28 protein-coding genes are annotated in these 25,166 nt (G+C 58.5%); 18 read left to right on the top strand and 10 right to left on the bottom strand.

The features are described 5' to 3' along the window. The first annotated feature begins 6 nt into the window (after nt 1-6). From glcF to SJY21_RS13020, 9 genes are all read left to right on the top strand, one after another. The gene (gene glcF, locus SJY21_RS13060; protein ID WP_377511433.1) at nt 7-1,326 is read left to right on the top strand and encodes a glycolate oxidase subunit GlcF; all 1,320 of its coding nucleotides are present in this window, start codon (nt 7-9) and stop codon (nt 1,324-1,326) included. Nucleotides 1,327-1,381: 55 nt separating this feature from the next. Further along, complete coding sequence (locus SJY21_RS13055) at nt 1,382-2,194, top strand: trypsin-like serine peptidase (RefSeq protein WP_377511431.1); 813 nt, start codon at nt 1,382-1,384, stop codon at nt 2,192-2,194. 130 nt (nt 2,195-2,324) lie between these two features. Beyond that, nucleotides 2,325-2,798, top strand: coding sequence for an Hsp20 family protein (locus SJY21_RS13050; RefSeq protein ID WP_377511428.1), 474 nt, complete (start codon nt 2,325-2,327; stop codon nt 2,796-2,798). A gap of 311 nt (nt 2,799-3,109) precedes the next feature. Continuing rightward, complete coding sequence (locus tag SJY21_RS13045; protein ID WP_377511425.1) at nt 3,110-4,300, top strand: helix-turn-helix domain-containing protein; 1,191 nt, start codon at nt 3,110-3,112, stop codon at nt 4,298-4,300. A gap of 247 nt (nt 4,301-4,547) precedes the next feature. Next, complete coding sequence (locus SJY21_RS13040; protein ID WP_377511422.1) at nt 4,548-4,907, top strand: glycine zipper family protein; 360 nt, start codon at nt 4,548-4,550, stop codon at nt 4,905-4,907. Nucleotides 4,908-5,149: 242 nt separating this feature from the next. Further along, nucleotides 5,150-6,037, top strand: a complete 888-nt coding sequence (locus SJY21_RS13035; protein WP_377511419.1) for an SDR family oxidoreductase — start codon at nt 5,150-5,152, stop codon at nt 6,035-6,037. Further along, on the top strand, nt 6,034-6,696 hold the full coding sequence (locus SJY21_RS13030) for a hypothetical protein (protein WP_377511416.1): 663 nt from the start codon (nt 6,034-6,036) through the stop codon (nt 6,694-6,696). The genes SJY21_RS13035 and SJY21_RS13030 overlap by 4 nt, the downstream gene beginning before the upstream one ends. A gap of 24 nt (nt 6,697-6,720) precedes the next feature. Continuing rightward, on the top strand, nt 6,721-7,755 hold the full coding sequence (locus SJY21_RS13025; RefSeq protein ID WP_377511413.1) for a serine hydrolase domain-containing protein: 1,035 nt from the start codon (nt 6,721-6,723) through the stop codon (nt 7,753-7,755). A gap of 51 nt (nt 7,756-7,806) precedes the next feature. Continuing rightward, a complete protein-coding gene (locus SJY21_RS13020) occupies nt 7,807-8,733 on the top strand; it encodes an alpha/beta hydrolase (protein ID WP_377511410.1) in 927 nt (308 codons plus the stop codon). Between the two features lie 133 nt (nt 8,734-8,866). Here the strand turns inward: SJY21_RS13020 and SJY21_RS13015 are convergent, their stop codons facing one another. From SJY21_RS13015 to SJY21_RS13005, 3 genes are read right to left on the bottom strand one after another with little or no spacing between them, the layout of a single operon-like run. Continuing rightward, nucleotides 8,867-9,415, bottom strand: coding sequence for a luciferase family protein (locus SJY21_RS13015; RefSeq protein ID WP_377511407.1), 549 nt, complete (start codon nt 9,413-9,415; stop codon nt 8,867-8,869). A gap of 45 nt (nt 9,416-9,460) precedes the next feature. After that, nucleotides 9,461-9,955, bottom strand: coding sequence for a nuclear transport factor 2 family protein (locus SJY21_RS13010; protein WP_377511404.1), 495 nt, complete (start codon nt 9,953-9,955; stop codon nt 9,461-9,463). Between the two features lie 26 nt (nt 9,956-9,981). Then, complete coding sequence (locus tag SJY21_RS13005) at nt 9,982-10,461, bottom strand: ester cyclase (protein ID WP_377511401.1); 480 nt, start codon at nt 10,459-10,461, stop codon at nt 9,982-9,984. Nucleotides 10,462-10,590: 129 nt separating this feature from the next. On the opposite strand from SJY21_RS13005, the gene SJY21_RS13000 reads away from it, so the two are divergent. Continuing rightward, a complete protein-coding gene (locus SJY21_RS13000; protein ID WP_377511398.1) occupies nt 10,591-11,469 on the top strand; it encodes a LysR family transcriptional regulator in 879 nt (292 codons plus the stop codon). A 90-nt stretch (nt 11,470-11,559) separates the two neighbouring features. On the opposite strand, the gene polA is transcribed toward SJY21_RS13000, so the two are convergent. From polA to SJY21_RS12985, 3 genes are read right to left on the bottom strand one after another with little or no spacing between them, the layout of a single operon-like run. Then, nucleotides 11,560-14,364 (bottom strand): DNA polymerase I, encoded by a 2,805-nt coding sequence (polA, locus tag SJY21_RS12995; protein ID WP_377511395.1) that lies wholly within the window; start codon nt 14,362-14,364, stop codon nt 11,560-11,562. 17 nt (nt 14,365-14,381) lie between these two features. Then, complete coding sequence (locus tag SJY21_RS12990) at nt 14,382-14,819, bottom strand: GNAT family N-acetyltransferase (protein WP_377511392.1); 438 nt, start codon at nt 14,817-14,819, stop codon at nt 14,382-14,384. Beyond that, nucleotides 14,816-14,995 (bottom strand): zinc-finger domain-containing protein, encoded by a 180-nt coding sequence (locus tag SJY21_RS12985; RefSeq protein WP_377511389.1) that lies wholly within the window; start codon nt 14,993-14,995, stop codon nt 14,816-14,818. The genes SJY21_RS12990 and SJY21_RS12985 overlap by 4 nt, the downstream gene beginning before the upstream one ends. Before the next feature lie 96 nt (nt 14,996-15,091). Between SJY21_RS12985 and SJY21_RS12980 the strand changes: the two genes are divergently transcribed. Next, complete coding sequence (locus SJY21_RS12980; protein WP_377511386.1) at nt 15,092-16,021, top strand: ABC transporter ATP-binding protein; 930 nt, start codon at nt 15,092-15,094, stop codon at nt 16,019-16,021. A gap of 4 nt (nt 16,022-16,025) precedes the next feature. Here the strand turns inward: SJY21_RS12980 and SJY21_RS12975 are convergent, their stop codons facing one another. Together SJY21_RS12975 and SJY21_RS12970 are read right to left on the bottom strand one after the other, a co-directional pair. Further along, nucleotides 16,026-16,388, bottom strand: coding sequence for an HIT domain-containing protein (locus SJY21_RS12975; protein ID WP_377511383.1), 363 nt, complete (start codon nt 16,386-16,388; stop codon nt 16,026-16,028). A gap of 8 nt (nt 16,389-16,396) precedes the next feature. Beyond that, complete coding sequence (locus tag SJY21_RS12970) at nt 16,397-17,974, bottom strand: DUF5928 domain-containing protein (RefSeq protein WP_377511379.1); 1,578 nt, start codon at nt 17,972-17,974, stop codon at nt 16,397-16,399. Nucleotides 17,975-18,118: 144 nt separating this feature from the next. Here SJY21_RS12970 and SJY21_RS12965 point away from each other — a divergent pair, with 144 nt between their 5' ends. The 5 genes from SJY21_RS12965 (at nt 18,119) to SJY21_RS12945 (ending at nt 21,541) form a co-directional block, all read left to right on the top strand. Continuing rightward, complete coding sequence (locus SJY21_RS12965) at nt 18,119-18,937, top strand: sulfotransferase family protein (protein ID WP_377511376.1); 819 nt, start codon at nt 18,119-18,121, stop codon at nt 18,935-18,937. After that, nucleotides 18,918-19,622 carry a hypothetical protein gene (locus SJY21_RS12960; protein WP_377511373.1) on the top strand — a complete coding sequence of 235 codons (705 nt, stop codon included), beginning with the start codon at nt 18,918-18,920 and terminating at the stop codon, nt 19,620-19,622. The genes SJY21_RS12965 and SJY21_RS12960 overlap by 20 nt, the downstream gene beginning before the upstream one ends. Beyond that, nucleotides 19,622-20,026 (top strand): hypothetical protein, encoded by a 405-nt coding sequence (locus tag SJY21_RS12955; protein ID WP_377511370.1) that lies wholly within the window; start codon nt 19,622-19,624, stop codon nt 20,024-20,026. Before SJY21_RS12960 ends, SJY21_RS12955 begins: the two co-directional genes overlap by 1 nt. After that, nucleotides 20,023-20,727: a phosphatase PAP2 family protein gene (locus SJY21_RS12950; RefSeq protein ID WP_377511367.1), complete on the top strand. Its 705-nt coding sequence runs from the start codon at nt 20,023-20,025 to the stop codon at nt 20,725-20,727. The genes SJY21_RS12955 and SJY21_RS12950 overlap by 4 nt, the downstream gene beginning before the upstream one ends. Before the next feature lie 112 nt (nt 20,728-20,839). Next, a complete protein-coding gene (locus SJY21_RS12945) occupies nt 20,840-21,541 on the top strand; it encodes a hypothetical protein (RefSeq protein ID WP_377511364.1) in 702 nt (233 codons plus the stop codon). Here the strand turns inward: SJY21_RS12945 and SJY21_RS12940 are convergent. Together SJY21_RS12940 and nth are read right to left on the bottom strand one after the other, a co-directional pair. Beyond that, complete coding sequence (locus SJY21_RS12940) at nt 21,528-22,526, bottom strand: adenosine kinase (protein ID WP_377511361.1); 999 nt, start codon at nt 22,524-22,526, stop codon at nt 21,528-21,530. The genes SJY21_RS12945 and SJY21_RS12940 overlap by 14 nt on opposite strands. After that, nucleotides 22,523-23,167, bottom strand: a complete 645-nt coding sequence (gene nth / locus SJY21_RS12935) for an endonuclease III (RefSeq protein WP_377511358.1) — start codon at nt 23,165-23,167, stop codon at nt 22,523-22,525. The genes SJY21_RS12940 and nth overlap by 4 nt, the downstream gene beginning before the upstream one ends. A 98-nt stretch (nt 23,168-23,265) precedes the next feature. On the opposite strand from nth, the gene SJY21_RS12930 reads away from it, so the two are divergent. Both SJY21_RS12930 and SJY21_RS12925 read left to right on the top strand, forming a co-directional pair. Continuing rightward, on the top strand, nt 23,266-24,258 hold the full coding sequence (locus SJY21_RS12930) for a Hint domain-containing protein (protein WP_377511355.1): 993 nt from the start codon (nt 23,266-23,268) through the stop codon (nt 24,256-24,258). Between the two features lie 53 nt (nt 24,259-24,311). Next, nucleotides 24,312-25,151 (top strand): methylated-DNA--[protein]-cysteine S-methyltransferase, encoded by an 840-nt coding sequence (locus SJY21_RS12925; RefSeq protein WP_377511352.1) that lies wholly within the window; start codon nt 24,312-24,314, stop codon nt 25,149-25,151. Nucleotides 25,152-25,166: the final 15 nt, after the last annotated feature.

Raw genomic sequence — 25,166 nt, 5'->3', positions numbered from 1 at the left:
CCGCACATGCAAACCACATTCACACCCGAACAGTTGCAAGACCCCGCGATCCAGCGCAGCAACGACATCCTGCGGTCCTGCGTGCATTGCGGCTTTTGCACGGCGACCTGCCCGACCTATCAGGTGCTGGGCGATGAGTTGGACAGCCCGCGCGGACGGATTTACCTGATCAAGGACATGCTGGAAAACAACCGCGTGCCAGATGCGGATACGGTGAAACACATCGACCGCTGCCTGTCCTGTCTGGCCTGCATGACGACCTGCCCCAGCGGTGTGCATTACATGCACCTTGTCGACCACGCGCGTGCCTACATCGAAAACAACTACAAACGCCCACTGACAGACCGCGCATTGCGTTGGGTTCTGGCGCGCATTTTGCCTTATCCCATGCGGTTTCGCGTGGCATTGCTGGGCGCGAAAATCGGCAAGCCCTTTGCGCGGCTGATGCCCGATGCGCGCCTGCGCGCGATGCTGGAAATGGCCCCCAAATCCATCCCGCCCGTGTCGCGCAACGATGATCCGCAGACCTTTGCGGCGGCGAACAAGAAGATGCGTGTGGCACTGATGACGGGCTGTGCGCAAAAGGCGCTCAATACCGATATCAACGACGCCACGATCCGCCTGCTGACCCGTCTGGGGGCCGAAGTGGTCGTGGCCAAGGGCGCGGGCTGTTGCGGCGCGCTGACCCACCACATGGGCAAGGAAGGCGAAAGCCACGCCACGGCGGCCAGGAACATCCGCGCATGGGCGGCGGAAATGGACGCGGGCGGGCTGGATGCCATCGTGATCAACACCTCCGGATGCGGCACGACCGTCAAGGACTACGGGCATATGTTCCGCAATGATCCGCTTGCCGCAGACGCCGCGCGGGTCAGCGCCATCGCCATGGATGTCAGCGAAGTCCTGATGAAGCTCGACCTGCCCGAAGGCACTGAAAAGGACACCAAAGTTGCCTATCACGCCGCCTGTTCCCTGCAACACGGCCAGCAGATCAAGACCTTCCCCAAGGATTTGCTGAAACGTGCCGGATTCACGGTGCTGGAACCTGCCGACAGCCACCTTTGCTGTGGGTCGGCTGGCACCTACAACCTGATGCAGCCGGAAATCTCCAAACAGCTCAAGGCCCGCAAGGTCGACACCCTCGAAGCGCTGACACCCGATATCATCGCCGCGGGCAACATCGGCTGTATGATCCAGATCGGGGGCGGCACGGATGTGCCGATCGTGCATACGGTCGAACTGCTTGACTGGGCCACGGGCGGGCCACAGCCTCCTGCCCTGACAGCACCCGGCAAACGCGAACCACAGGTGCCGATCCTGCGCTGACTGCCCCATTTGTGCCACATCTTTTTGCTACGCGAGGGCCAACAAAGGTGAGGCAATGCGGCATTTTTTTCTAACTTTGGGGCTTTTGCTTGGTGCGGCGCTGCCTGCGCTGGCCGAGGATTCCGCGCTGGCGACCCTGCAAACAGGGGACGCCGCGCGCGGTTGGGAGGCTGTCGGCCGGCTTGATATCGCGGGCAAGGGGTTTTGCACCGGCGCGCTGATTGCGCCCGATCTGGTTCTTACTGCGGCGCATTGCCTTTTCAACCAAACGCATACCCAGGTCGACCCAGCCGGCATCCAGTTTTTGGCGGGCATGCGCAACGGGCGGGCCTTGGCCTATCGCGGGGTGCGCCGCGCGGTCGTGCATCCGGCCTTTGTGCATAGCAATAACGCCGACACAAGCATCGTGCGCTACAACCTGGCCTTGCTTGAACTTGATCGCCCCATCCGCTCTACGCAAATCATCCCGTTTGACACCGCTGCTGGAACAGCGGTGGGATCGCAGGTCGGCGTGGTGTCCTATGCCCATGATCGGGCTGAAGCGCCCTCGCTCCAGCAGGTCTGTGCAATATTGGGCGAACAGCAGGGCATGATCATCACCACCTGCGACATCGACTTCGGCAGCTCTGGTGCACCGATTTTCCGGATCGACAATGGCGTTGCACGCATTGTGTCAGTCGTGTCGGGCATGGCGGAAATGGACAGCGAAATGGTCTCATTCGGGTCGGTCCTGACGGAACCGTTGACGTTGTTGCGCGCGCAACTGGCCGCGGGTGCGGGCGCGGTTCAGCCCTCGCCGCTGCCACAGGTGCGGGTGATCACGCCGGGCGAACGCACGGAAACCGGTGCAAAGTTTGTGCGCCCCTAGGGGCCTTGAAAGCCGCAAAACCATCCCCAAATAGGTGATACAGCACGCCGGATACGGGTGCTGCCACGACCCGCCTGTCCCATGAGGGAAGGCATAACCAACTGGAATCGCTTGTGAAAGGATACCACCCATGCGAACTTTTGACCTTGCACCCCTGCACCGTGCCACCGTTGGCTTTGACCAGATTACCGATCTGATGGATCGTGTTCTCTCCAATGACGCCGGCACCCAAAGTTACCCCCCATACAACATCGAAAAGACCGGTGATGATGGCTGGCGCATCTCGCTAGCCGTGGCCGGTTTCGGCGATGAAGATCTGTCGATTGAAGTGCGCGAAAATGCCCTTCTGGTGTCGGGCCGCAAGTCCGAAACCGAAGACGACCAGAACCGCAGCTACCTGCACCGCGGCATCGCCACCCGTGCGTTTGAACGCCGCTTTCACCTTGCCGACCACGTTCGCGTGACCGCGGCGAGCCTTGAAAACGGCATGCTGCACATTGATCTGGTGCGGGAAGTGCCCGAAGCACTGAAACCCCGCCAGATCGCGATTGCCTCCTCGGCCAGCAAAAAGGCCGATGTGATCGAGGCCGACAAGGTCAACTAATCACAACCGAACACCGCAACGGGCGTGCCACCCTTGGCGCGCCCGTTTTTGTTATTATTCAAATATTTGGAACAACCTGCGAATTCCTGTGAACAGAACTTGAAAAGTAGTCGGCGTCACCTTAGGGCCCCAAGCAGACATTTTGAAATGATGATACGCGTGCGCGAACCAATGACAGTTTCCGCAAATGCGATAACGGTATCACTGCGACGCGGCGGGAAAACCAGCCATTCGTGTTTCATGCAGTGCGGGTCGCCGTTTCTTTGAATTTCCGTCGCAGGTGTTAGAAAGACATCGAGTGAGGTTGCTTGATGATGGAAATTCGCGAAAGTCTCTATTGGGAACATCTTGGCGTGGCCGGCGCATTGGCTGTGTCGGTATTCGTGCTTTTGGGCCTGTTGCTTCGGCTGCACGACACCGACCCTCCGCGTATGCATATCTGGGCGATGATCGCGTTTTTCACGGTCAATATTTGCGACGGCCTCAACTCGTTTGCCTACTCGGACATGTTTGACGGCCCTGCCGCGCTCTATCGGTGGAATGATGTGATCATTCCGGGGTTCATGGTCGCGCTGTATTTTTATGTGCGCGCCCTCACAAGCGCGACCCCCCGTCTGATCCCGGCCGATCTGGTCCATCTTATGCCCTTGTTTGCCGGTTTTGTTTGCCTCGCCCCGGCCCTTATCTTGCCCGGAGATGTGCGGCGCGGCATGGTCGCGGGCGACGTTTCCGAAAGCTACAAAGCCCTGATCAACACAGGCGAAACCGCGTTCTGGATCGTTTGGGTTGTCACCCTAATTGTCTATGGAACGCTTTGTATCCGCCGATTGACCCAGCACAAGCGCAACATCAAAGATGTCTTTTCCGATCTTGAAGGCAAGACCCTGCGCTGGCTCGATGCCTTGGTGGCAACAATCCTGATTATCGCGTTGATCGTGATCGTTGATGAGGTGCGACAGCTGATGGGTTACTTATCAATTCGTGATGGTATCTGGTCATTGCTCTTTGATGTGATCCTGCCCGTTTCATTCGGCATCTTCGCATTGCGGGCAAACCCGCCTTTGCCAGACTGGTCAGAACAGGTTCTGGCCAATGAACCAGCGCCCGATAAACCCGCACCCGGTTCACCGCCGTCCCGTTATGCGCGGTCAGGGTTGCAGCCAGAAGATATCGATCGCTTGGCCGACCGCCTTGGGCGTCGTGTGGCGGATGGTCAGCTTTGGCGGGATCACGGCTTGAATCTGCGCAGCCTTGCATCGGCGATTGCCATCCCACCGATCCATCTGTCCGAGGTGCTTAATACCAGGTTGGGCATGTCCTTTTACGACTATGTAAACCAGTGCCGCATCCGGGATGCCTGTGAATTGCTCATCCAGACTGACGCATCAATTATTGAGATCAGTGAAACCGTTGGCTTCAATGCAAAGTCCACATTCAACACCAGTTTCAAAAAGGTGACGGACCAGACTCCATCGCAGTGGCGCACAACTCACAAGCCCTGATTGGCCACTTCGGGCATACGGTTGCACTGGATAGATCACTTTCATCGTGTCTTTGATGATTTCGTAATGCATTGATAAACAATAACTAATCTTGTTCTTGGTTCGATCCAGCTTGTCCGAACGTCCGATCCAGCCTGTCCGGTCGCAACGGGCCTGATGCCCCCATATCCTTTTTCACACACCGACGGTTCGCAACTCACCATGAGCAGAGGTCGCATCGGTCAAACTGTTGAAAAGGACTTAATCCATGAAATTTCCAATGATCATTCCAGTTTGTTTGACTGTGGCCGCCTGCGCCGACAGCGGCGCAAACTACCAGCCCATTCTTGATGGAGCACCGACGGCTGCCTACCGGGCAGACCTGGCCGCGTGTCAGTCACTGGCGCGCAACCAGAACCAGTTCGACCAAGAAACCCTTGGCGCGACCGTTCTGGGTGCCGGGGCGGGTGCTGCCCTTGGTGGGCTTGACGACAACGGCGATGCATTGGGCGGGGCCGTTGCCGGTGCGCTTGCTGGTGGCATCGCAGGAACGGTCAACGCCAGCGAAAGGCGTGAAGCCATCGTTCTGGAATGCCTGCGTGGTCGTGGCCACCGGGTCGTTGGTTAGAGGTGCAACCATGGCCGAGATCATATCCATGCGCGCACGCCGGTTTCGGGCGCTTCATGCCCTGCTCACGGGGGCAGCGCATCCCGAGATGCCCAGACCGCAGCAAGTTCCAGAAGCCCTGATGAAAGACGTGGGGCTGCCTGAACGCAACCGACCAGACTACATATCGGGGCCGCTCGGCACATTCCCGACTGATCCGTGCAGACGCTAGGCCAATCCGCTGTGAAAAGGAAAACGAAGCAATGAAACATGTCTTGATTGCAGGTGCGACAGGTTATCTGGGTCGGCACCTTTGCGCGGAATACCAGCGTCGTGGTTGGCATGTGACCGCATTGGTCCGCAGAAAAACCGGCGGGGCTGATCTGGCTGCCGATTCAATCATCGAGGCTGAAGCGACCTGGCCAGCGAGCCTGCACGGGACAATGGCGAACATTGATCTGGTCGTCTCAGCACTTGGGATCACGCGTCAGGCAGATGGCGTTGGCTACTGGGACGTTGACTACCAGGCCAACGTGAACCTGCTGGAAGAAGCATTGCGCAGCAACGTGCTACATTTTGCCTTCGTCCATGTTTTGCACGCAGACCGGATGGATCACGTCCCGCTGGTGGCGGCCAAGGCCGCCTTTGTGCGAAAGCTCCAGACGGCAGGGATACAATCAACGATCATTGCGCCAACGGGATATTTCTCGGACATGGGTGATTTCTTCACTATGGCGAAGGCAGGTCGCGTTTGGTTGTTCGGCAAAGGGCAGTCCCGGATCAACCCCATTGACGGGGCCGATCTTGCGACGGCCACTTTCGATGCCGTTGGCAGAGGTGCCGCTTGGGCAGACATCGGCGGGCCCAAAACTTTCACGCAGGACGAGGTTGCAGCTTTGTGCTTCAAGGCACTCGATCAGCCTCAGCATATCACACACTTGCCGGATGTCCTGCGCCGCCTGTCCCTGTGGCTGCTGCCACGCCTTGCGCCGCGCCGGATCGCGGGACCAGCCCAGTTCTTTCTGACAGCTGCGGCCATGAACATGACGGCACCCCCACACGGCACCCGTCAATTGGCTGACCATTTCCAATCGCTGGCGGCGTCTTCTGATGCAGCAAGCGCGCAAAACACCAAAGGAGACACCCCATGACAATTCAGAAAATCGGAGGCCTTGCCGGTCTCACATGCGCAGCAACATATCTGTTCGGCTTTGCCTTTCTCGTCACAACACTGGCCCCCATGGGCTATGGCACGATCGATATCGACGCGCGTGCCGTCGTAGGTTTTATCGATGCCCGCCCTGGCTTTTTGATCCTGTGGAACTCGGTGATCTATATTCTGAATGCGCTGGCCTTGGCCGTGCTGGTTGTCGCGGTGCATGCCCGGTTGCGTGCAACGACGCCGGACTGGGCGGCAGTGGCGCGCGCGCTTGGCCTGATCTGGGCCGCGCTGGTGATCGGGGCGGGAATGATCGGCAATGTTGCCGTTGAACGCGCGGCCCATCTTGCCCAGACGGACATGGACCGCGCCGTTACCCTGTGGGAAACCTTGCACGCCGTTGAATTGGGTCTGGGCGGCGGCAACGAGATCGCAGGCGGTGTCTGGATCGGTCTTGTCAGTTTGGCCGGATTGCTGGGGCGCAGCCTTGGCAAGATCACCATTGGTCTGGGCCTGCTAACGGGCGCAGGCGGGCTGTTGACGCTGGTCCCGGCCCTTGGCGACAGTGCTGGCGCGGTTTTCGGTCTTGGCGCGATTGCATGGTTTGTCGCGATCGGTATGGCGCTTGTGTTCGCGCGCGCGCCGTCTTGAATTGCCAACAGAAGGAATTGACCCATGACACTGAATGACCGGCTTCAAAGCCTGCTCGATGTCGCGAGCGCCAAAGCCAATACCCATGCGATCCTTCTGCGGGTGCAAAGCGGCGATGGTCGGGTCAATTTCACCGGGGCAGCAGGCGCGGCCACCCCCGACACCCGCTTTCCGATTGCCAGCATCACCAAGATGTTCACCGCCGCGCTGATCATGCAATTGGTCGATGAAGGCCGAATCGACCTTGATCAGACGGTGCAAAGTATCCTGACAGGTGTAGATCTAACGGGGCTGCATGTCGTGAAGGGTGTGGATCATGGGCCGGCGCTGACTGTTCGGCATCTACTGCACCAGACATCTGGCCTTGCCGATTATTACGAAAGTGATCTGGTCCATGATCTAAAGCAGGGCCGCGATCGCAGCTATGGCCTGCGCGACGTGCTGCGGATGACAAAGGCGCTGCCCCCGCAGGCAGCACCCGACAGCGGCAAATCACATTATTCGGATACCAACTATCAGTTGCTTGGCGCGGTGATCGCGGCAGCAACCGGCCAGACTTTTGACGCCGCTCTGCAATCGCGCATTTGCACCCCGTTGGGATTGCAACAGACTGGCGTGCTGTGTGGCGCTGACATGGGGCTGCCCGTCTACCATGCGGATAAACGGCTCGATGTCTCGCAAATACTGACCAGCATGTCGTCAGATGGTGGCATCGTCTCGACCCTTGACGAGATGCTGATCTTCCTGCGGGCTTTCATGGACGGCCGACTCTTCAAACCCGGGAACACCGCGCAGATGCGCCAATGGAGCCGGTTGTTTTTCCCGCTGCAATATGGCTTTGGGCTGATGCGGGTGAAGTTGCCCCGCTGGATGACGCTTTTGCGTGCCACGCCAGAACTGATCGGCCATTCGGGCGCAAGCGGGACGTTCGCCTTTCATGCGCCAAAGCCCGACATCTATGTCATCGGCACATTCAATCAGACCGACGCGCCACGCCGTCCGATCAGCTTCATGTTACGTGTCTTGGCCCTCGTGGCAAAGCACGGAGGGGGCAGATGACCCCGCACTGCCAACTGTATCTATCAACGCTGTGCAGTTGAGGAGATTTCATTGAACCGGATCAAGGAAGTCACTGTTGAGAATGACAGTGTGACCCTCTGTGGAAGCCTTGTTTGGAGCGGGCCAAAGCATGGTTCTGTTGTGGTCCTGATGCTGCACGGCAGCGGGCCACTTGACCGTGATGGCAACATGCCGGGTCAGAAACTGGATATTTTCAACACAATCGCCGACGAATTAGTACAGGCTGGCATCAGCAGCTATCGCTATGATAAGCGTGGCTGTGGTCAGAGTAGCGGCGACTACTGGGCATCTGGCCTTAACGAACTGGTCAAAGATGCCTGCGCCGCCGTCGACATGCTTGCATCCCTTCCAGACACTGATGGTATTGTCTTGCTGGGGCACAGCGAGGGCACGATGATTGCCCCCATCGTCGCACATCTCAAACCAGAGGTCAGTGGATTGATCCTGCTTTGTCCGACGATACAGCCCGTTGAAGAAACGTTGATGCGGCAAGCCGGGTATTTCGCAAAGATGGTAGATCAGATGCCCGGCATGCGTGGCGTTATCACCCGTTTGATCGCGGGTATGAGAGGCGGTATTCCAAAACAGCAACGCACCCTCATTGACCGGATAAAGGCAGCGGACATGGGCGCTTTTCGATCAAAGGGGCAGTCAGTCCCGCCCAAACTCCTTAGGGGGCTTTTGGCCCATGATCCCATGTCATGGATCAGGAAAGTTCAGGTTCCCGTGCTTGCAATTGCTGGCGCAAAGGACATCCAGTGTCTTCCTGGTGATGCCAAGCTAATCAAGGAACTGGCAGCGGGTCCGGTTGAAAATCACTGCCTGAGTGACCTCACGCATATCTTGCGCACCGACAGCGCGCCTGCGTCGTTTGATCGTTACGCGGAACTGATGGCAAAGAAACCAGACCCGCGTGTGACACAGCTTTGTATCGACTGGATACTGAAACAGGGTTGAGCGTGTTGTAGAAAATGGTGCCACCCCGAAATGAAGGTCGATTTCATCGTGGACGCGTCCTACGGAGGGGATGGCATGGCGGTTTTGAGCCCACATTGACCCTTGCTGCACGTTGCACCAATGGCTGCTATCGTTACTTTCCGGGCAACAACTCGCCTGTGATATAGGTATACGACCCACGCACCAGATGAATCACCACGTCCAATTCGGCTTCGGTGGTCGGGGTGTAGATCATTACGAACCCTTCCCAGCCTACGCGTTGATCGGCCCACGGATGTGCCACGGCCCAACCAGCATCTATTGCGGCGCGAGCTGTTTCCGGGTGGAGCGACGCATGAAGGCTGCCATCAGGATGAAGATGCGCAAACTCGCGACCCCCGACAATGGCTTGCGGTCGGGCTATTGGGACATCACTCCCAAGTTGAAATCCAACGGCACCGGGAAGTGACACACGGGTCGCCCCGAGCACAACTCCGGGAAACTCTGCGACCTGACGCAGCATTTCTTCTGACAGTTCAGGGATTGCCTGCACATCGATCTGCACATGCGGCACCCCGTTCGTTGTCTCAGGCCGAGGGGCGTCACGCATAGGGAAGGCACTGTCTTGGGCGAGTGCAGGCGCAGCCATAACCAGCATGGAAGCGACGGCCGATATCAAACACAGTTTTGGAAACGTCGTCATGTTAAAATCCTTATGATCCCGGCCGCAGCGTTGATTGAGAGTGCCTTAGGTAGCGTGAAAGGCTTGGCTCACAGCGTAGGTGTCCTCGAACCAGTTCCAAAGCACGACCTGACCGTCGTGCACCTTGGCCCGCAAGGCAAAGGTGAATTCGTCCGTTTCTGCGCCTGATCCTGTCAGCAGCAATTTCATCCGACCAAACACGGCCACTGTGTTACCAGACGCGAAGGCATCCTGGTTTTCCCAATGGGTCACCTGAACATTCTGCGAGAAATCACCCAAGAAGCCAAAGATCGTCTCCTTGCCTTCCCACGTGCCAATCCATGGAAGGTCGGGGTCGCCTTCGTTTTGCCAGACCATGTCATCCGCCATAAGCCCGCCCATGCTGTCGATGTCTCCGCCGCCCATGGCCCCCATGAAGGCCATGACCGTATCAAAAGATGCTTGGGTCTCATCATCTGAAGTTTGCGCGCTTGCTGGCGCGGAAAGGGCGAGCCCCGTTGCGGCGGCCGCCGATGCGGTGAGAAGTTGTCGTCGATCCATAGGGATAATCCAATCTTGGGTGATGATTACTGGCCGGAAAGCTGCTGCAAGGCGCTGGCCCAGTCTTCGACGTGATAGGTGCGGACAATAACGCCATCGTCCAGCTCGTGGATATCGATGGTCAGGATGTCAAAGCTGCGCCCTTCACCATCAACACCAAAGAACGGGCCCGTCGGCGTTCCCGTTGCACGGCTGCGAACGGTCACGAAATCACCGTCCTGATGCATGGCTTGAACGGACCAGTCGAGGTCGGGAATGAGCTGGCTGAAGAAGCCCATCTGACCGACGAACTCTTCGCGTGTTTCGTTTTCACCAGAGTAGTTTCCAACGCTTTCCCAGCCCTCGGAAGTGACCGCCAGGAATGATGCTGCCAGTTCTTCGGAACCTGGATTGCTGAGCAAGTCGTAGAAGGTTTGCACAGTGGCCGTGTCGTCGGCTGCGGCAGTTGTTGCGATGGATGCGAGGCCAAGTGAGGCCGCTGCGAGAGTTGTTCGGAACGCGTTCATGGTTACGTCTCCTGGTCGATAAATGACTATGCGTCACGGGGTCGCGAGCGCTGTGCATCCAAGATGGACAAATCCAGATACAATCATAAGATGGGATAAATAGATTTAACTGTTCGGATATTTGACATTATGATCGACCGACTGCGCCAGATGGCAATATTCGCAAAGACGATTGACCACGGGTCATTCCGTGGCGCGGCGCGGGAACTTCGGCTGTCACCGTCGGTGGTCAGTCACCATATCTCGCAGCTTGAGGAAAACCTTGGCGTCGCATTGATCTATCGCTCAACCCGAAAGCTGACGCTGACATCGGAGGGTCACAGGTTACTGGCCGCGACGCGCAAGATGCTGGAGGCCGTTGAAGGCGAATTGGTTGATCTGTCGGTTTCCGCAAGTGCGCCAAGTGGAGAGCTGCGCGTCACCATTCCGTCTGTCCTGTCGCAATCGCATTTCACAGCGCAAATCGCCGCTTTTTCCAAGACATACCCTCGGATCAAATTGTTTCTGGACTTCTCGGACACGCGGCGTGCGCTCATAGATGACGGCTTCGATATTGCGATCCGAATGGGACCAAAGGCCAAACACTCATCGACTTCGCGCAAACTGTTTTCGGTCGAGCGTATGTTGGTCGGGTCTGCTGACTACCTCGCATCACGACCGGTTCCAAATGACCCAAAAGACCTGATTGGTTGGGACTGGCTGGCTCTGACACCTGCGCAAAACGTGCCCTTAGAGTTCGATAAATCTGGCGGCATTCAAGCAACCATCAAACCAGAAGCGCACATCTTTGCAAACGATGCCCAGGCACTCTATCGCCTGGCTCGTGCGGGCGCGGGACTTGCTATCGTTCCGGATTTTCTGGCCCGACAAGACGTGGAAGCTGGATCAATGATATACGTTCTGCCCAATTGGAAGTTGCGCGCTATTGATGTCTTCGCAGCTTGGCCAGCCAATGCCCCAAAGCATGGCCTTATTCATCTTGCGTTGGATGCGCTGAGCCAGAGGTGATTGTTAAAGCAGCCCTTGGCGCGCCCGCAGCGAATTCACACTAAGTCCGCGAAGCGCACATCGTTCCGTTTCCGGCCGCGCCCATTGTCCCTAGTGCGCCTCGGCCCAATTCGCGCCCTGTCCTGCGTCAACAATCAACGGCACGTCGATTTTCACCGCCGGATCAGCCGCGTTTTCCATCACTTCGCGCGCTGTTGCGATCAGGGCGTCTTGCGCCCCGTCCTCGACCTCGAACAGCAGTTCGTCGTGGACCTGCAGCAACATCTTGGCGGGCTGTCCGGCAATCGCATCAGGCATCCGGATCATCGCGCGCCGGATCACATCGGCGGCCGTGCCCTGGATGGGCGCGTTGATCGCGGCGCGTTTGGCAAATCCTGCGCCCGGCCCTTTGGCGTTAATCTCGGGTGTGTGGATCTTGCGTCCAAACAGCGTTTGGACATAGCCGTTGTCTTTGGCGAATTTCACGGTGTCGTCCATATAGGTGCGGATGCCGGGGAAGCGTTCGAAATAGCGGTCAATGAACCCCTGTGCCTCGCTGCGTGGAATGCGCAGATTACGGGCCAGACCAAAACCGGAAATCCCGTAGATCACCCCGAAATTGATCGCCTTGGCCTTGCGGCGTACATCCGGCGTCATTTCGTCCAGCGGCACGTCGAACATTTCCGAGGCCGTCATCGCGTGAATGTCGTGCCCATCCTTGAAAGCCTGTTTCATCGCATCGATGCCCGCCACATGGGCCAGAATGCGCAATTCAATCTGGCTGTAATCCAGCGACACCAGCACCTTGCCTTCATCCGCCACAAAAGCCTCGCGAATGCGCCGCCCTTCCTCGGTGCGCACGGGAATGTTTTGCAGGTTCGGATCGGTCGAGGCCAACCGCCCCGTGTTGGCCCCCGTCTGCACGTATGACGTATGCACGCGACCCGTGTCGGGGTTGATGTGGTCCTGCAAGGCATCCGTATAAGTCGATTTCAACTTTGACAGCTGGCGCCAGTCCAGCACCCGCGCGGGCAGGTCATGTTCTGTCGCCAGATCCTCAAGCACATCCGCGCCGGTGGCATAGGCGCCTGTCTTGCCCTTTTTGCCGCCCTCGATCCCCATCTCGTCAAACAGTATTTCACCCAATTGCTTGGGCGATCCCACGTTGAACGACCGCCCCGCGAGTTCGTGAATTTCCGCCTCAAGTCCCGCCATTTTCTGCGCGAACGCATTGGACATGCGCGACAGCGTATCGCGGTCCACCTTGATCCCGTGCATTTCCATCGTTGCCAGCACGGGCGACAGCGGGCGCTCAAGTGTCTCGTAAACCGTCGTCACCTGTGTCTGGTGCAACTGCGGCTTGAATACTTCCCACAGGCGCAGGGTAATATCGGCGTCCTCGGCGGCATATCTCACAGCCTCGTCCACGGGCACACGGTCAAAGGTGATGGCCGATTTACCGGTGCCCAACAGCGGCTTGATCGGGATCGGTGTATGCGACAGATAGCGTTCGCTTAGGGCATCCATCCCGTGATTATGCAGCCCCGCGTTCAGCGCATAAGACATCAGCATCGTGTCATCAAAGGGTGCCACGTTCACGCCATATCGGCGAAAAATCTTGGCGTCGTATTTCATGTTCTGGCCGATTTTCAGGATGCTGTCGTCCTCCAGCATCGGGCGCAGTAGGTCGATGCATTCCTCAACGCCCATTTGCCCTTCGGCCAGTTCATCGCTGCCAAACAGATCATCCGCGCCGCCCGCCTTGTGGATCAGCGGGATGTAACAGGCCTCGCCAGCGTTCACGCACAGCGAAATCCCCACCAGATCGACGCGCATTTCATTAAGGCCGGTGGTTTCCGTATCAACGGCAACAACACCGCGTTCATAGGCGCGATCAATCCAGACCTGCAACGCGGCGCTGTCGCGGACCCATTCGTATTTTTCTGCGTCAAACGGCACCTGCTTAGCCTCAAGGCCAGGCGGGTTCGCCCCTTCGGGTGTGGTGTCGGGCACCGCAGGGGCTTCGACGCCCAGCTTGTCGGAAATCCGTTTGACGATCGTGCGGAACTCCATTTCTGCAAGGAACCCCAGCAACACCTCAGGATCAGGGTCGCGCACTTCCAGATCGTCAAGCGTGAACGTGATCGGCGTTTCGCAATCCAGCTGCACAAGGCGCTTGGACAGCCTGATCTGTTCCTCGTTCTCGATCAGGCTTTCGCGGCGCTTGGGCTGCTTGATCTCGCCCGCGCGGGCCAGCAGGGTATCAAGATCGCCGTATTCGTTGATCAACAACGCCGCCGTCTTGATACCAATTCCCGGCGCACCGGGCACGTTATCGACAGAATCCCCCGCCAATGCCTGCACATCGACCACACGGTCAGGGCCAACACCAAACTTTTCGACCACACCATCACTGTCAATCACACGGTTTTTCATGGCATCCAGCATGACAACCCCGTCACCGACCAGTTGCATCAGGTCCTTGTCGCTGGAAATGATCGTGCAACGGCCACCGGCGTCGCGGGCCTGACAGGCCAAGGTGGCGATAATGTCGTCAGCCTCGTAGCCCTCCATCTCCTCGCAGGCGATATTGAACGCTTGCGTAGCGCGCCGCGTCAGCGGCATCTGCGGGCGCAAATCCTCGGGCATGTCATCGCGGTTGGCCTTGTAGAGATCATACATGTCGTTGCGAAAGGTATGGCTGCCCTTGTCGAAAATCACTGCCACATGCGTCACATCACTGCCGGTGTTGCCATCCACATAGCGTTGCAACATGTTGCAAAACCCCGACACCGCGCCAATCGGCAAGCCATCGGATTTGCGCGTCAGCGGCGGCAACGCGTGATAAGCGCGAAAGATAAACGCCGATCCGTCAATCAGATGCAGATGACAGCCCTTGCCAAATTGCGTTTTCATAGCCGCCCCCGTTGTCGTCAAAGCTGTTTCACCATCTCGACCTTACGGTCATCACGGCCCGTCTCGATCCAGCCCATCCGGCCATAGATCACCACATTCTGCGGCATCTTCACATGGGTCGCCAGCCGCAATTCGCGCAGACCCGCCGCGCGACAGGCATCCTCGGCCGCAGTAATCAACGCCCTGGCGACACCCTTGCCACCGTGATCAGGCGACACTGCCACATTGACCAGGTGCCCGTAATCATCCTGCAATCCCAGAACCAAACCGCCGACAATCGCGTCATCCCAAAGGGCCGCGAAACAAGTCTGCTGCACCAGATCATCCGCCAGCCCGCCTGTTACATCCGGCAAATCCGGAATATCCGCACGCGCTTGCGCATAACCCGCGTCAAACACTGCGCGCATTTCATCCAAGTCCGCAATGCTTGCCGACCGGATCGTCAGGCGGGTCACACTTTGCCTTCGAAATCCTTGTGAACCAGCTTGGCATCACAATAGGGGCATTCAACCCAGCCATGCTCATGCGGGATTTGCAGCCAGACGCGGGGGTGGCCCAGCGCGCCCTCTCCCCCGTCACAGGCCACACGCCAGTCATGCACGATCTTGGTCTCGGGGGCGGGTCGGGTCATGGGATTTACCTTTGGCTTGTCGCGGGGTAGGCCCGCCTTACATTCGCAGCCATTCTAACGCCACAGCGGTTGCGGGCAAGACGGGAACGACGCGCCATGACGGACAATGCCATCGAAATCACGGGCCTATGCAAGACATATGCCGCCACCGGGCGCACCGCGGCCAAGAATGCGCTGAACGATATCAACCTCAATATCCCGCGCGGGTCGATTTTCGGGCTGTTGGGGCCGAACGGTGCGGGCAAATCGACGCTGATCAATATCCTTGCCGGACTGGTCGTCAAAACCGCAGGTTCCGTGAACATCTGGGGGTTCGATCAGGATGACAACCCGCGCCAGTCGCGCGCCGCGATCGGCATCATGCCGCAGGAACCCAACCTTGATCCGTTCTTTACCCCGCGCGGCAGCCTTGATGTGCAGGCGGGGCTTTATGGCGTGCCCAAATCGCAGCGGCGCACCGATGAACTGCTCGAACTCATCGGATTGACCGACAAGGCCGAAGCCTATGCCCGTTCGCTGTCAGGCGGCATGCGTCGTCGCCTTTTGCTGGGCAAGGCGCTGGTGCATTCGCCGCAAATCCTCGTGCTTGATGAACCCACCGCCGGTGTCGATATCGAATTGCGCAACATGCTGTGGGCCAACGTGCGCAAACTGAACGAAGACGGGATGACCATCATCCTCACCACCCACTATCTGGAAGAAGCCGAGGCCATGTGCGACGAGATCGCCATCATCAACCACGGCAACATGATCGTGCGCGATACAACGGCAAACCTGCTGGGCCGTCTTGATACGAAAACCATGGTGATCCAGCCGGACGGGCCCGCCAGTCTGCCCGACATGCCTGCCGAAATCAGCGCCAGCCTCCGGGCTGACGGCGCGCTGGTCTTTACCTACGGCACGAAAACCACGCCTGCCGATGCGATCCTTGATCGGGTGCGCGCCGCCGGAATCACGATCCGCGACGTCAAAACCCAAGATCCTCACCTTGAGGATGTGTTCCTGTCGCTTACATCGGGGCGCTGACGCCCTATTTCGGCAACATCGGCCCCAACTGCTGCCCGCCAAGAATGTGGAGGTGGAAGTGTGGCACCTCTTGCACGCCGTGGCTGCGGGTGTTGGCAATGGCGCGGAAACCGGCATCGACACCTTCGCTTTCGCTCACGGCCGCGACCGCCTGCATGAACCCGACCTGTTCATCGGCGCTGGCATCACGGGCAAAATGATCAAGGCTGACATAGGGCCCTTTGGGAATCACCAGCACATGCACCGCCGCCTGCGGGGCAATATCGCGAAACGCCAGCGCGTGATCGTTTTCGAACACGGTCTGGTTGGGAATGTCGCCACGCAGGATTTTCGCAAAGATGTTTTCGGGGTCGTAAGTATAGTCCATCAGAGACCTCAATCGTCATAAAGATAGGGGGTTTCGGCGATCCCACGCGCAACTTCGTCAGTCGCCGTCAAGAATTCGCGCAGCACGGCAGTGTTTTCATCAACCCCACCCAATTCGCGCAGGCGCAGGTAGTTGGGGAAATTCGCATCGCGGATCTTGTCGTTTTCATAGACCACATCATAGCGGATCGTCGGCAACAGCTGTTCAAGCGTTTCCGGCGGCGTCTGTTCGCCCGCCAGCCCGACCCGCATGGCGTGGCCGATCAGGTATTCGTCGCTGAATTCGCATTCGATTTCCAACAATCGGGTGGTGGACCTGTCCGACATGAAATCCTGCATCAGATCAAGATTGGCCGTGTCCAGACAGATGATCAGCCGGTCGGTTTCGTAGTAATCGAACAGCATCCGCATCAGCGCGCGGCGGTGGCGGGTGCGTTTGCCAAGCGTCGATTGGATACCGCCCAGATCAGGCAGGGGCGTGTCCTCTTCGTTGAACAGGTATTCGATGGCGGGCAGATCGGTATGGTGCTTGATCGACCCCAACAGGCGCTTGGCCACATGCCATTTCTTGCAGGCGACAATCAGCAATTCGCGCTCGCGCCCCAGTGATGCCTCGGTCTCCCAGAATCGCGGGGCGAAACGCCGGCCGATTCTGCCGCGCCCCGTCAGGAACTTGAACAGATCGCGCCCTTCGTCCGAAATTTTGAAATCATCACGGTCCGAGGCATAAAGCCGCCCCAGCCGGTCTTTCAAATCCCTGGCCTCGGGGCTGATCTTGCGGGCAAACAGGAAATCTTGTGACAACAACAGATCATAGTGATCGTTGTAGAACGTGATCGGCATCCCGTAGTCGGAAAACATCAAGAACGTCAGCGTGCGCGTCCTGATTTCATGTTCCGGCACCAGATGGCGCACAAGGGTCTGGAAAAAGGTTTCATCCGGAATCCATGTGGTGCGGAAAAAGCGCATGACGTCCTTGCGCTTGCGGGTCATGTCCAAAATCCATTCGACCGTGCGGCGGCGCAGGCACCACCACTGGCTGCCAATCATCACCTGAATGTCGCTTGGGATTTCGCGCTGCAAACCCAGTTTGCGCTGCGCCCACCACGACCAATAGAAAATGCGCTTATGCGTGCGTTCATTGAAGAAATGGCGATAAATCAGCCGTTCTTCCTTCATCCCCGTCTTGATCCAGTCGCTTTCAAAAAAATCAAAGCTTTCGATGTAATCCACATCGTCACTGTCCAGAATGTTCTTGGCATAGCGCGCCGATTTGACGGCCATGCAATCACCCGACACCATGTAGAAATGCGTGGCCCGCGGAAAGGCATCGACCGCCGCTTCGACCGCGTGCAATGTGGCCTGCACCAGCGACCATTCGCCCCAGCCGCATTTGATGCGTTTTTTGGCGAATGTGACGTTGCGATTGTCCTTGAGGGCGGCACTGATCTTGGCAAACGCCTCGCGCGGGGCGCTGGCGTCAAAGTGGATCGACATGTAGTCACCAACAGCCGTCAACTGCTCCGCCTGCTGAATAATCGCATCGGGGTCTTTGTGACACAGCAGGATGAAGGCGATTTTTGCCATTATGGAAACAGTAACCCATTGTTGCTCGGATTGTTTTTCATGTCTAAACGTGAAGGGACATTGAATAAACACAGTTTCTTTGCTTTTTTGGCGGAAACATTCCCTAAGTCACATTTGGGGCAGTGCGTTGGAGGCGCGTAAGCTATGGGTTTTCCCGGAACTTGGATGACGGAAAGCGAAAGCGTGGTGTATCGCGTCGTTCCAAAATGCGCCTGTTCGACCATTGGTCAGATCATGTATTATTCGGACCACGGCGAGTTTTTTGACGGTGACATCCACGATGCCACCGGAAAGATGCACAAATGGGCGATGGAGGACAGCCAGCAGCTGATTTCCGACAACGTGAAGGGGCACAAAAGCTATGCTTTTACCTGTGTGCGCAACCCCTACACCCGCATTCTGTCGTCGTTCTTTGACAAGATCTGCGGCATTCAGCGCAACGGCAAACGCTATCGTGGCAATCTGGTGCCCCTGCTGATCCAGAAATACGGGATCGAGGTTGGCTCGCCCGAAGATGATTTTGACTTTGACCAGATCAAATCATTCCGCCGCTTCTTGTTGTTCGCGCGCGATACCATCCGCTGGCGCCGCCCGATGGAGCCTGACATCCACTGGTCGGCGCAATCGGGCCATATCAGCACCTTCATCGTCAACGGCGGGCGCTACGACAAGATTTTCTGGACGGAATCGTTCAATGACGGGATGCAGGACGTGCTGAACGGCATCAAAACCAAGCACAAGGTCAACCTCAAGAAAATCCCCCGTTTCAACGAAAGCGAAGGGCACGGGCCCAAGCGCGCCCACCCGGTCGAGGATTATTTCGACGACCTGTCGATGCATCTGGTCTATGAAATCTACAAACGCGATTTCAACCTGTTCAAATACGACTTTGAAAACCCGGGGAACAAGATGCCCATCGGCGAAATTGATCTGGACGAAGTCCATGCGAAACTGGGCACTTAGCCTTTTTACCAGCCTGACACTGGCCGCCCCCGCGGCGGCCACCCCGCCACAGGTGGTCTGGTCCACCGACCGGTTGTTCGCGATCACCACCGACACGGTCCTGATCCTGCGCACGATCAGCGACAATCAGGGCTATCACCAGATCGAACAGACCGACACGTTCCTGATCATCCGTGATCTGGCGACGGGCCGCGATGTTTCCCAAACGCCTGTCGAACGGGTCGTGACTGATAGTGTGGCCGGAACCGCCACCCACTACCCCCTTGATGAACACGCTGACCCCTATGCAATCCGCCGCGATATGCAGGCAGCTCCGTTGAATGACCCGCGCCACACCGTGCCGCGCGTGGAAATCCGGGACCGCAGAGTGCGCGCCGCGGATCACGACGGTGAAATCACCCATAGCCTGCCATGGTATGATGTCATGGATCAGGCGGTGCTTTCGCTGCAAACCACCCGCAACCTGCTGTCACCCCTCAGGGTCGAAGGCGATATTGACCCATACGATCCGACCTATTTCTTTGCGATTCAGACTTGCGATGTGACGGCGGCAACCAGCGCATCCTACATGTCGGAATCCGACAGCATGCTGGTGCAATTCACCTGCGACGACGACGAAATGGGCGGCACATCGGTCGTCTGGACCGTGCTGCCAAGCTTTGCCGCGCAGACCGGGGACAGGTGATGACCGCCGGGTATTCCCGAACCCCGCTTTGGCAAAAGTTGGGGGTGAAGGACGGGATGACCGCCTGTGTGATCAACCCGCCCGAAGGCTATCACGATACCCTCTTGGCGGGCGCGCCACTTGCGTTATGGGGCGACCCGCGCCCCGATTGCACGATGACCCACCTGTTCACCACCGAACGCGACGAACTGGCCCGCGTTCTGGCTGCCACCCGCGACAGCATGGCACGCGACGGGATGATCTGGGCGTCATGGCCCAAAAAAGCGGCCAAGGTTCCCACAGATGTGACCGAAGATGTGATCCGCGATGTCTGCCTGCCCATGGGGCTCGTCGATGTCAAAGTCTGCGCCGTTGATGCCACCTGGTCCGCCCTGAAACTGGTGATCCGCAAGGCGTTGCGATGAAACGGATCATTGCATGGCTGCCTGGCCATATCGAACTGGGCGGGCTTATCGGGCTGCTGGTCGTCGTGACCTGTGTCTGGGGCTTTGCCGGAATCGCCGACGATGTGGTCGCGGGCGATACCGCCCGCTTTGACGAAACGATCCTTCTGGCCCTGCGCGCGCCAGATGACATCACCCAGCCGCTTGGCCCCGCATGGGTGCAGGAAATGATGCGCGATCTGTCCGCGTTGGGCGGCATCGGGTTTCTGACTCTGCTGACCCTGGCAACGACAATCTGGCTTTGGCTGGGCAAGAACCACCGTTCAGCAATTTACCTGCTGTTTGCAGTTGGCACGGGCGTGGCGATCAGCAGCTTTGCGAAATCGCTGTTTGAACGGCCCCGCCCCGATCTGGTGCCGCACGGGTCATTCGTGCATACGGCCAGCTTTCCGTCAGGCCATTCAATGATGGCAGCGGTCGTTTATCTGACGCTGGCGGTGATGATCGCGCGCCTGCACGAAAGCCATCCGATGAAGGTCTTTGTCATCACCCTTGCGCTGTTCTTGATGATTGGCGTTGGGGTCAGCCGTGTTTATCTGGGGGTCCACTGGCCTACGGACGTATTGGCAGGTTGGTCGCTTGGCACCGCTTGGGCCTTGCTTTGTTGGGTTCTGGCGGGTGTTCTGGCGCGGCGCGGGGTGCTTTCGTCAGGCAAGTCATGATTTCCGCCACCTGCCGCATGGGCAATCCCATCCATTGCTTTTGACATGCGTCGTCGTTTTGCCCTAGCCGATCACAAATCGTGCCCTATCTCCGCCTAAGGGAGGGCATCTGGTGTCGATCATTCTTATTCTTGGCAGCGCCGCACAAGTCGTGAGCGCGCGCGATTGGCCCCGCGCGCCTTTCGATACAATTGTCGCCATCAACAACGCTTGGGCCGTGCGCCCCGACTGGGATTTTCACATCCACCCGGAAGATTTCCCCCCCGAACGCTGCCCCATCGACACGCGCCCGCCGCAACAAACCATCACCGCCAGCGATTACGTGCCTGCGCAAAACGCCTATGGCGGTTTCATATATGGCGGTGGCACGATGGCATTTACCGCGTCCTACTGGGCGCTTCATGCGCTGCGCCCTTCGGTCATTGCCTATCTGGGGTGCGACATGATCTATCCCGAAGGCGCGCAAACCCATTTCTATGGGACCGGTACAGCCGATCCGCTGCGCACCGACATCAGCCTGCGTTCGCTTTCGGCAAAGTCCGCCCGTTTCGCCGCCATCGCCGCGCGAAACGGCTGCGCAGTCGCCAACCTGTCGGGTGATCCCAGCCGCCTGACATTTCCGCGCGCCACCCTGCAAGACGTGGACAAGGCGCGCCCCTTACAGTTGGATCAGCCAGCTGTCGAAGCGGCATTGGCCGCCGAAGCCGCGCTTGGCTACATGGTCCCATCAGGCCGTTATTGGGAGGTCGAGAACCAGTTCGACCCCACCGAAATCGACAGGATCGACGCGCTGTGGCTGGCTACACTGCAATGATGTTGTAACGCTTGAACAGCGCCTTGAGGTCGGCTTCGGGGCGCGCACCCACATGGCTGATCACTTCGGACGCGGCGACACAGCCCATGTGGCCACAGGCCTCGGGGTCATAACCGTTCGTCAGCCCCCACAGAAACGCACCGGCAAACAGATCGCCCGCGCCGGTGGCATCAACGATATCGGTCGGCACCGCAGGCACATGCCAGCGATGACCGGCGGCAACAATATGCGCGCCGTTTTCACTGTCGGTGCAAGCCACCAGTGGCACTTCGGCGCTGGCTTTATCAATGGCTGCGTCGAAATCGTCAGTCTGATACATCGACAGCAATTCAGCGCGATTGCAAAACAGCAGGTCCACATCTTCGCGGATCATGACGCGAAACGCATCGCGGTGGCGTTCGACACAAAACGGGTCAGACAGGGTCAGCGACACACGCCCCCCGTGGCCCTTGCAGGCGTTGATCGCCTTGGCAAAGGCGGCATGGCTGTCGGGCCCGTCAAAGCGATAGCCCTCAAGATAAATCCAGTCGGCATCGGCCATCATCGCGGGATCAATATCGCTGGGCTCCAGAAATTCGGTGACGCCAAGATAGGTGTTCATCGACCGTTCCCCGTCCGGTGTCACAACGACGATGCAACGGCCCGTTTCCTGTGGTGCGTCCTTGGGTGCCAGCGTGGTTTCATACACGGCCCCCTGCGCGCGCATGTCATGGGCAAAGATCGCGCCCAGCTGGTCATCCTTGACCTTGCCCACATAGGCCGTTTTGCCACCCAGATGGGCAATGCCCGCGATGGTGTTCGCGGCTGATCCGCCGCTGATTTCCTTGGCAGGGCCAATGCGGGAATACAAATCAACCGCGCGGTCCATGTCGATCAGCTGCATGATACCCTTGCCGATGCCCGCTTCGTCCAGAAACGCATCATCGGCGCGGGCCAACACATCAACCATGGCGTTGCCGATCCCGACAATCTGGAACTTTTTCATAGGTTTTTGTCCTCGAATGGGCACAGATCGCGGATCAGGCAGGCTGCGCATTTTGGTTTGCGTGCAACGCAGGTGTAGCGCCCGTGCAGGATCAACCAGTGATGGGCGTGTTGCTGATAATCTGCGGGGATGTGATCTTCAATGGCGCGTTCCACCGCATCCACGTCTTTTCCGGGGCATATGCCCGTGCGGTTGCCAACGCGAAAGATATGCGTGTCCACTGCCTGCGCGGGCATCTTCCACCACATGTTCAACACCACATTGGCGGTCTTGCGCCCCACACCGGGCAAGGATTGCAGGGCGGCGCGACTATTGGGAACTACTCCATCATAATCATCGACCAAGATCTGGCTCATTTTAATGACATTTTTGGCCTTCTGGCGAAACAGCCCGATGGTCTTGATGTGGTCAGTCACACCCTCCAGCCCGAGATCAAGCATCTTTTGCGGGGTATCGGCAATTTCAAACAACCGCTTGGTGGCTTTGTTCACGCCCGCATCGGTGGCCTGTGCAGACAGGGCAACGGCCACCACCAGCGTATAGGCGTTGGTGTGATGCAATTCGCCTTCGGGTGCGGGTTCGGCGGCATGGAAACGGGCGAAGATCGCGCGGATGGAATGGTAATCAAGTTGCTTGGCCATGCGCATTTGTGGCCGAGGGCGCAGCCACGGGCAAGGGGATTAACCAGCTGGAAACCGGATGATGCCTAGGGTGCGGCGTTCCACGCAAGGACCGGGCCATGGCGACCTACGAGTTTTACATCTATTCCGTTGATATTTTCGGCTACAACACAGGCACGGGCGGTTTCGATTTCGACGCCAGTTATGACTATGCCGAAGATCGCTATCGCGTTGTCGTGAATGACGATGATTCCGTCATGGATTCCAGCGGCGATGCCAACCAGACCGCGACGATCTATGACATGGACGGCAACGTCGTTGATTCCGGCCTTGTCACCGTGCCGGCCTATGCCGAACTGTTACTGCCCGGTGGTGGCACGGCCTTTATTGACCGGATCGAGGTTGATGGCACGCATTACGGTTACCTGCCTTCGGAACCGCTGACACCGGGCACGTCTTACGCCATCAATGACGTCGATACCGAAAGCATGGATCACAGCTATTTCGAGAACAACTCCGTTCCCTGTTTTGCGCCTGACACGCTGATTGAAACTGCCAACGGGCCGCGCGCGGTCGCGTCAATCAGGGCGGGTGATCTTGTGCAAACGCTGGATCACGGGCCGCAAAGGGTGCTGTGGGCCGGGCGCTGGGACGTGCCTGAAACAGCGCGCACCGACCCGCGGCTTTGGCCCGTAAAGATTTCGGGTGCCGGGTTGCCCCCGCTTGTCGTGTCGGCGCAGCACCGGATCCTGCTGCGCGATCCCATGCTGGAAACCCATTTCGCCACTGACCAGGCGCTTGCCCTAGCCGCGGGCCTTGCTGATCCGGTCGCGCCGCGCCCGCACCGGCCGCTGGTCTGGCACCACTTGCTGTTTGAACGCCACGAGCTGATCCGCGCCAACGGCCGCTGGGTCGAAAGCCTGTTCGTCGGTGGGCATGGGGGTGACGGCGTCTTTGCCACGCTTCCGCCGATTTTGCGGTTGCAGGCCGCCGCTGCCCTGCGCACCGGTCACATCAAAACCGCACGCCCCTGTCTGCGCAAATGGGAGGTGCGCTTGTTTAAATCCCTGACCAGTCGGAAACGCCGTGCTGCGCGCCGGATCGCTGCCTGACAATCCGCATAAATCGGGTCGCTTGGGCGCAGATCGCGCGCTAACCTGCCCACATGGATACGGAACACACATATCATTATGGCGTCATGGCCCGCGCGATTGCGCTGATTGACAAGGCCGACAGCCCGCTCACGCTTGATGACCTTGCCGCGCAGATGGGCATGAGCGTTGCGCATTTCCAACGGCTTTTCAGCAGTTGGGTCGGCGTGTCGCCCAAGCGGTATCAACAATACCTCGCGCTGGATCACGCCAAGGTCTTGCTGCGCGATCATTTCACCACGCTTGCCACGGCCGACGCGGTTGGCCTGTCGGGTTCGGGGCGGCTGCACGATCTGTTCATGCGCTGGGAAGCGATGAGTCCGGGTGAATTCAAGCGCGGCGCGGCCGGACAAACGATCCGGTGGGGGACATTTGACAGCCCCTTTGGACCGGCGGTCGTCATGGCAACGGATCGCGGCATCTGCGGGCTGGGGTTCACGGCGGAAACGGGCGCGGATGCGACCATGGCCGACCTGATGGCGCGCTGGCCAAATGCGCGTTTCACCGAGGACCCGGCGACGATCCGGCACTGGGCCGAACCGGCGCTTGCGATGCAGGGCGAAACCCGCCTGCATATGATCGGCGCCCCCTTCCAGTTGAAAGTCTGGGAGGCCCTGTTGGCCATTCCATCGGGCCACGTCACCACCTATTCCGAAATTGCGGGTGCGATCGGAACGCCGCGCGCCGTGCGCGCCGTGGGCACCGCCGTGGGGCGCAACCCGGTCAGCTGGTTGATCCCCTGTCACCGGGCCCTGCGCAAATCGGGGGGCTTGGGCGGCTATCACTGGGGATTGCCCGTCAAACGGGCGATGCTGGCTTATGAATCCGCGCAATCGGATGCCAAAGCAGGCTAGAATGGGCGGAACATT

Origin of the sequence: Octadecabacter sp. R77987 (genome assembly GCF_042466115.1) — a bacterium.
GTDB lineage: Bacteria > Pseudomonadota > Alphaproteobacteria > Rhodobacterales > Rhodobacteraceae > SW4.
Note: the sequence above shows the minus strand (reverse complement) of the source record. Positions and strands in the feature narration are given on the sequence as shown.

Coding starts and splice junctions, on each gene's coding strand:
- glcF (WP_377511433.1), top strand. CDS start 7: ATGCAAACCACATTCACACCCGAACAGTTGCAAGACCCCGCGATCCAG.
- SJY21_RS13055 (WP_377511431.1), top strand. CDS start 1,382: ATGCGGCATTTTTTTCTAACTTTGGGGCTTTTGCTTGGTGCGGCGCTG.
- SJY21_RS13050 (WP_377511428.1), top strand. CDS start 2,325: ATGCGAACTTTTGACCTTGCACCCCTGCACCGTGCCACCGTTGGCTTT.
- SJY21_RS13045 (WP_377511425.1), top strand. CDS start 3,110: ATGATGGAAATTCGCGAAAGTCTCTATTGGGAACATCTTGGCGTGGCC.
- SJY21_RS13040 (WP_377511422.1), top strand. CDS start 4,548: ATGAAATTTCCAATGATCATTCCAGTTTGTTTGACTGTGGCCGCCTGC.
- SJY21_RS13035 (WP_377511419.1), top strand. CDS start 5,150: ATGAAACATGTCTTGATTGCAGGTGCGACAGGTTATCTGGGTCGGCAC.
- SJY21_RS13030 (WP_377511416.1), top strand. CDS start 6,034: ATGACAATTCAGAAAATCGGAGGCCTTGCCGGTCTCACATGCGCAGCA.
- SJY21_RS13025 (WP_377511413.1), top strand. CDS start 6,721: ATGACACTGAATGACCGGCTTCAAAGCCTGCTCGATGTCGCGAGCGCC.
- SJY21_RS13015 (WP_377511407.1), bottom strand. CDS start 9,415: ATGACGACGTTTCCAAAACTGTGTTTGATATCGGCCGTCGCTTCCATG.
- SJY21_RS13010 (WP_377511404.1), bottom strand. CDS start 9,955: ATGGATCGACGACAACTTCTCACCGCATCGGCGGCCGCCGCAACGGGG.
- SJY21_RS13005 (WP_377511401.1), bottom strand. CDS start 10,461: ATGAACGCGTTCCGAACAACTCTCGCAGCGGCCTCACTTGGCCTCGCA.
- SJY21_RS13000 (WP_377511398.1), top strand. CDS start 10,591: ATGATCGACCGACTGCGCCAGATGGCAATATTCGCAAAGACGATTGAC.
- polA (WP_377511395.1), bottom strand. CDS start 14,364: ATGAAAACGCAATTTGGCAAGGGCTGTCATCTGCATCTGATTGACGGA.
- SJY21_RS12985 (WP_377511389.1), bottom strand. CDS start 14,995: ATGACCCGACCCGCCCCCGAGACCAAGATCGTGCATGACTGGCGTGTG.
- SJY21_RS12980 (WP_377511386.1), top strand. CDS start 15,092: ATGACGGACAATGCCATCGAAATCACGGGCCTATGCAAGACATATGCC.
- SJY21_RS12975 (WP_377511383.1), bottom strand. CDS start 16,388: ATGGACTATACTTACGACCCCGAAAACATCTTTGCGAAAATCCTGCGT.
- SJY21_RS12970 (WP_377511379.1), bottom strand. CDS start 17,974: ATGGCAAAAATCGCCTTCATCCTGCTGTGTCACAAAGACCCCGATGCG.
- SJY21_RS12965 (WP_377511376.1), top strand. CDS start 18,119: ATGGGTTTTCCCGGAACTTGGATGACGGAAAGCGAAAGCGTGGTGTAT.
- SJY21_RS12960 (WP_377511373.1), top strand. CDS start 18,918: ATGCGAAACTGGGCACTTAGCCTTTTTACCAGCCTGACACTGGCCGCC.
- SJY21_RS12955 (WP_377511370.1), top strand. CDS start 19,622: ATGACCGCCGGGTATTCCCGAACCCCGCTTTGGCAAAAGTTGGGGGTG.
- SJY21_RS12950 (WP_377511367.1), top strand. CDS start 20,023: ATGAAACGGATCATTGCATGGCTGCCTGGCCATATCGAACTGGGCGGG.
- SJY21_RS12940 (WP_377511361.1), bottom strand. CDS start 22,526: ATGAAAAAGTTCCAGATTGTCGGGATCGGCAACGCCATGGTTGATGTG.
- nth (WP_377511358.1), bottom strand. CDS start 23,167: ATGGCCAAGCAACTTGATTACCATTCCATCCGCGCGATCTTCGCCCGT.
- SJY21_RS12930 (WP_377511355.1), top strand. CDS start 23,266: ATGGCGACCTACGAGTTTTACATCTATTCCGTTGATATTTTCGGCTAC.
- SJY21_RS12925 (WP_377511352.1), top strand. CDS start 24,312: ATGGATACGGAACACACATATCATTATGGCGTCATGGCCCGCGCGATT.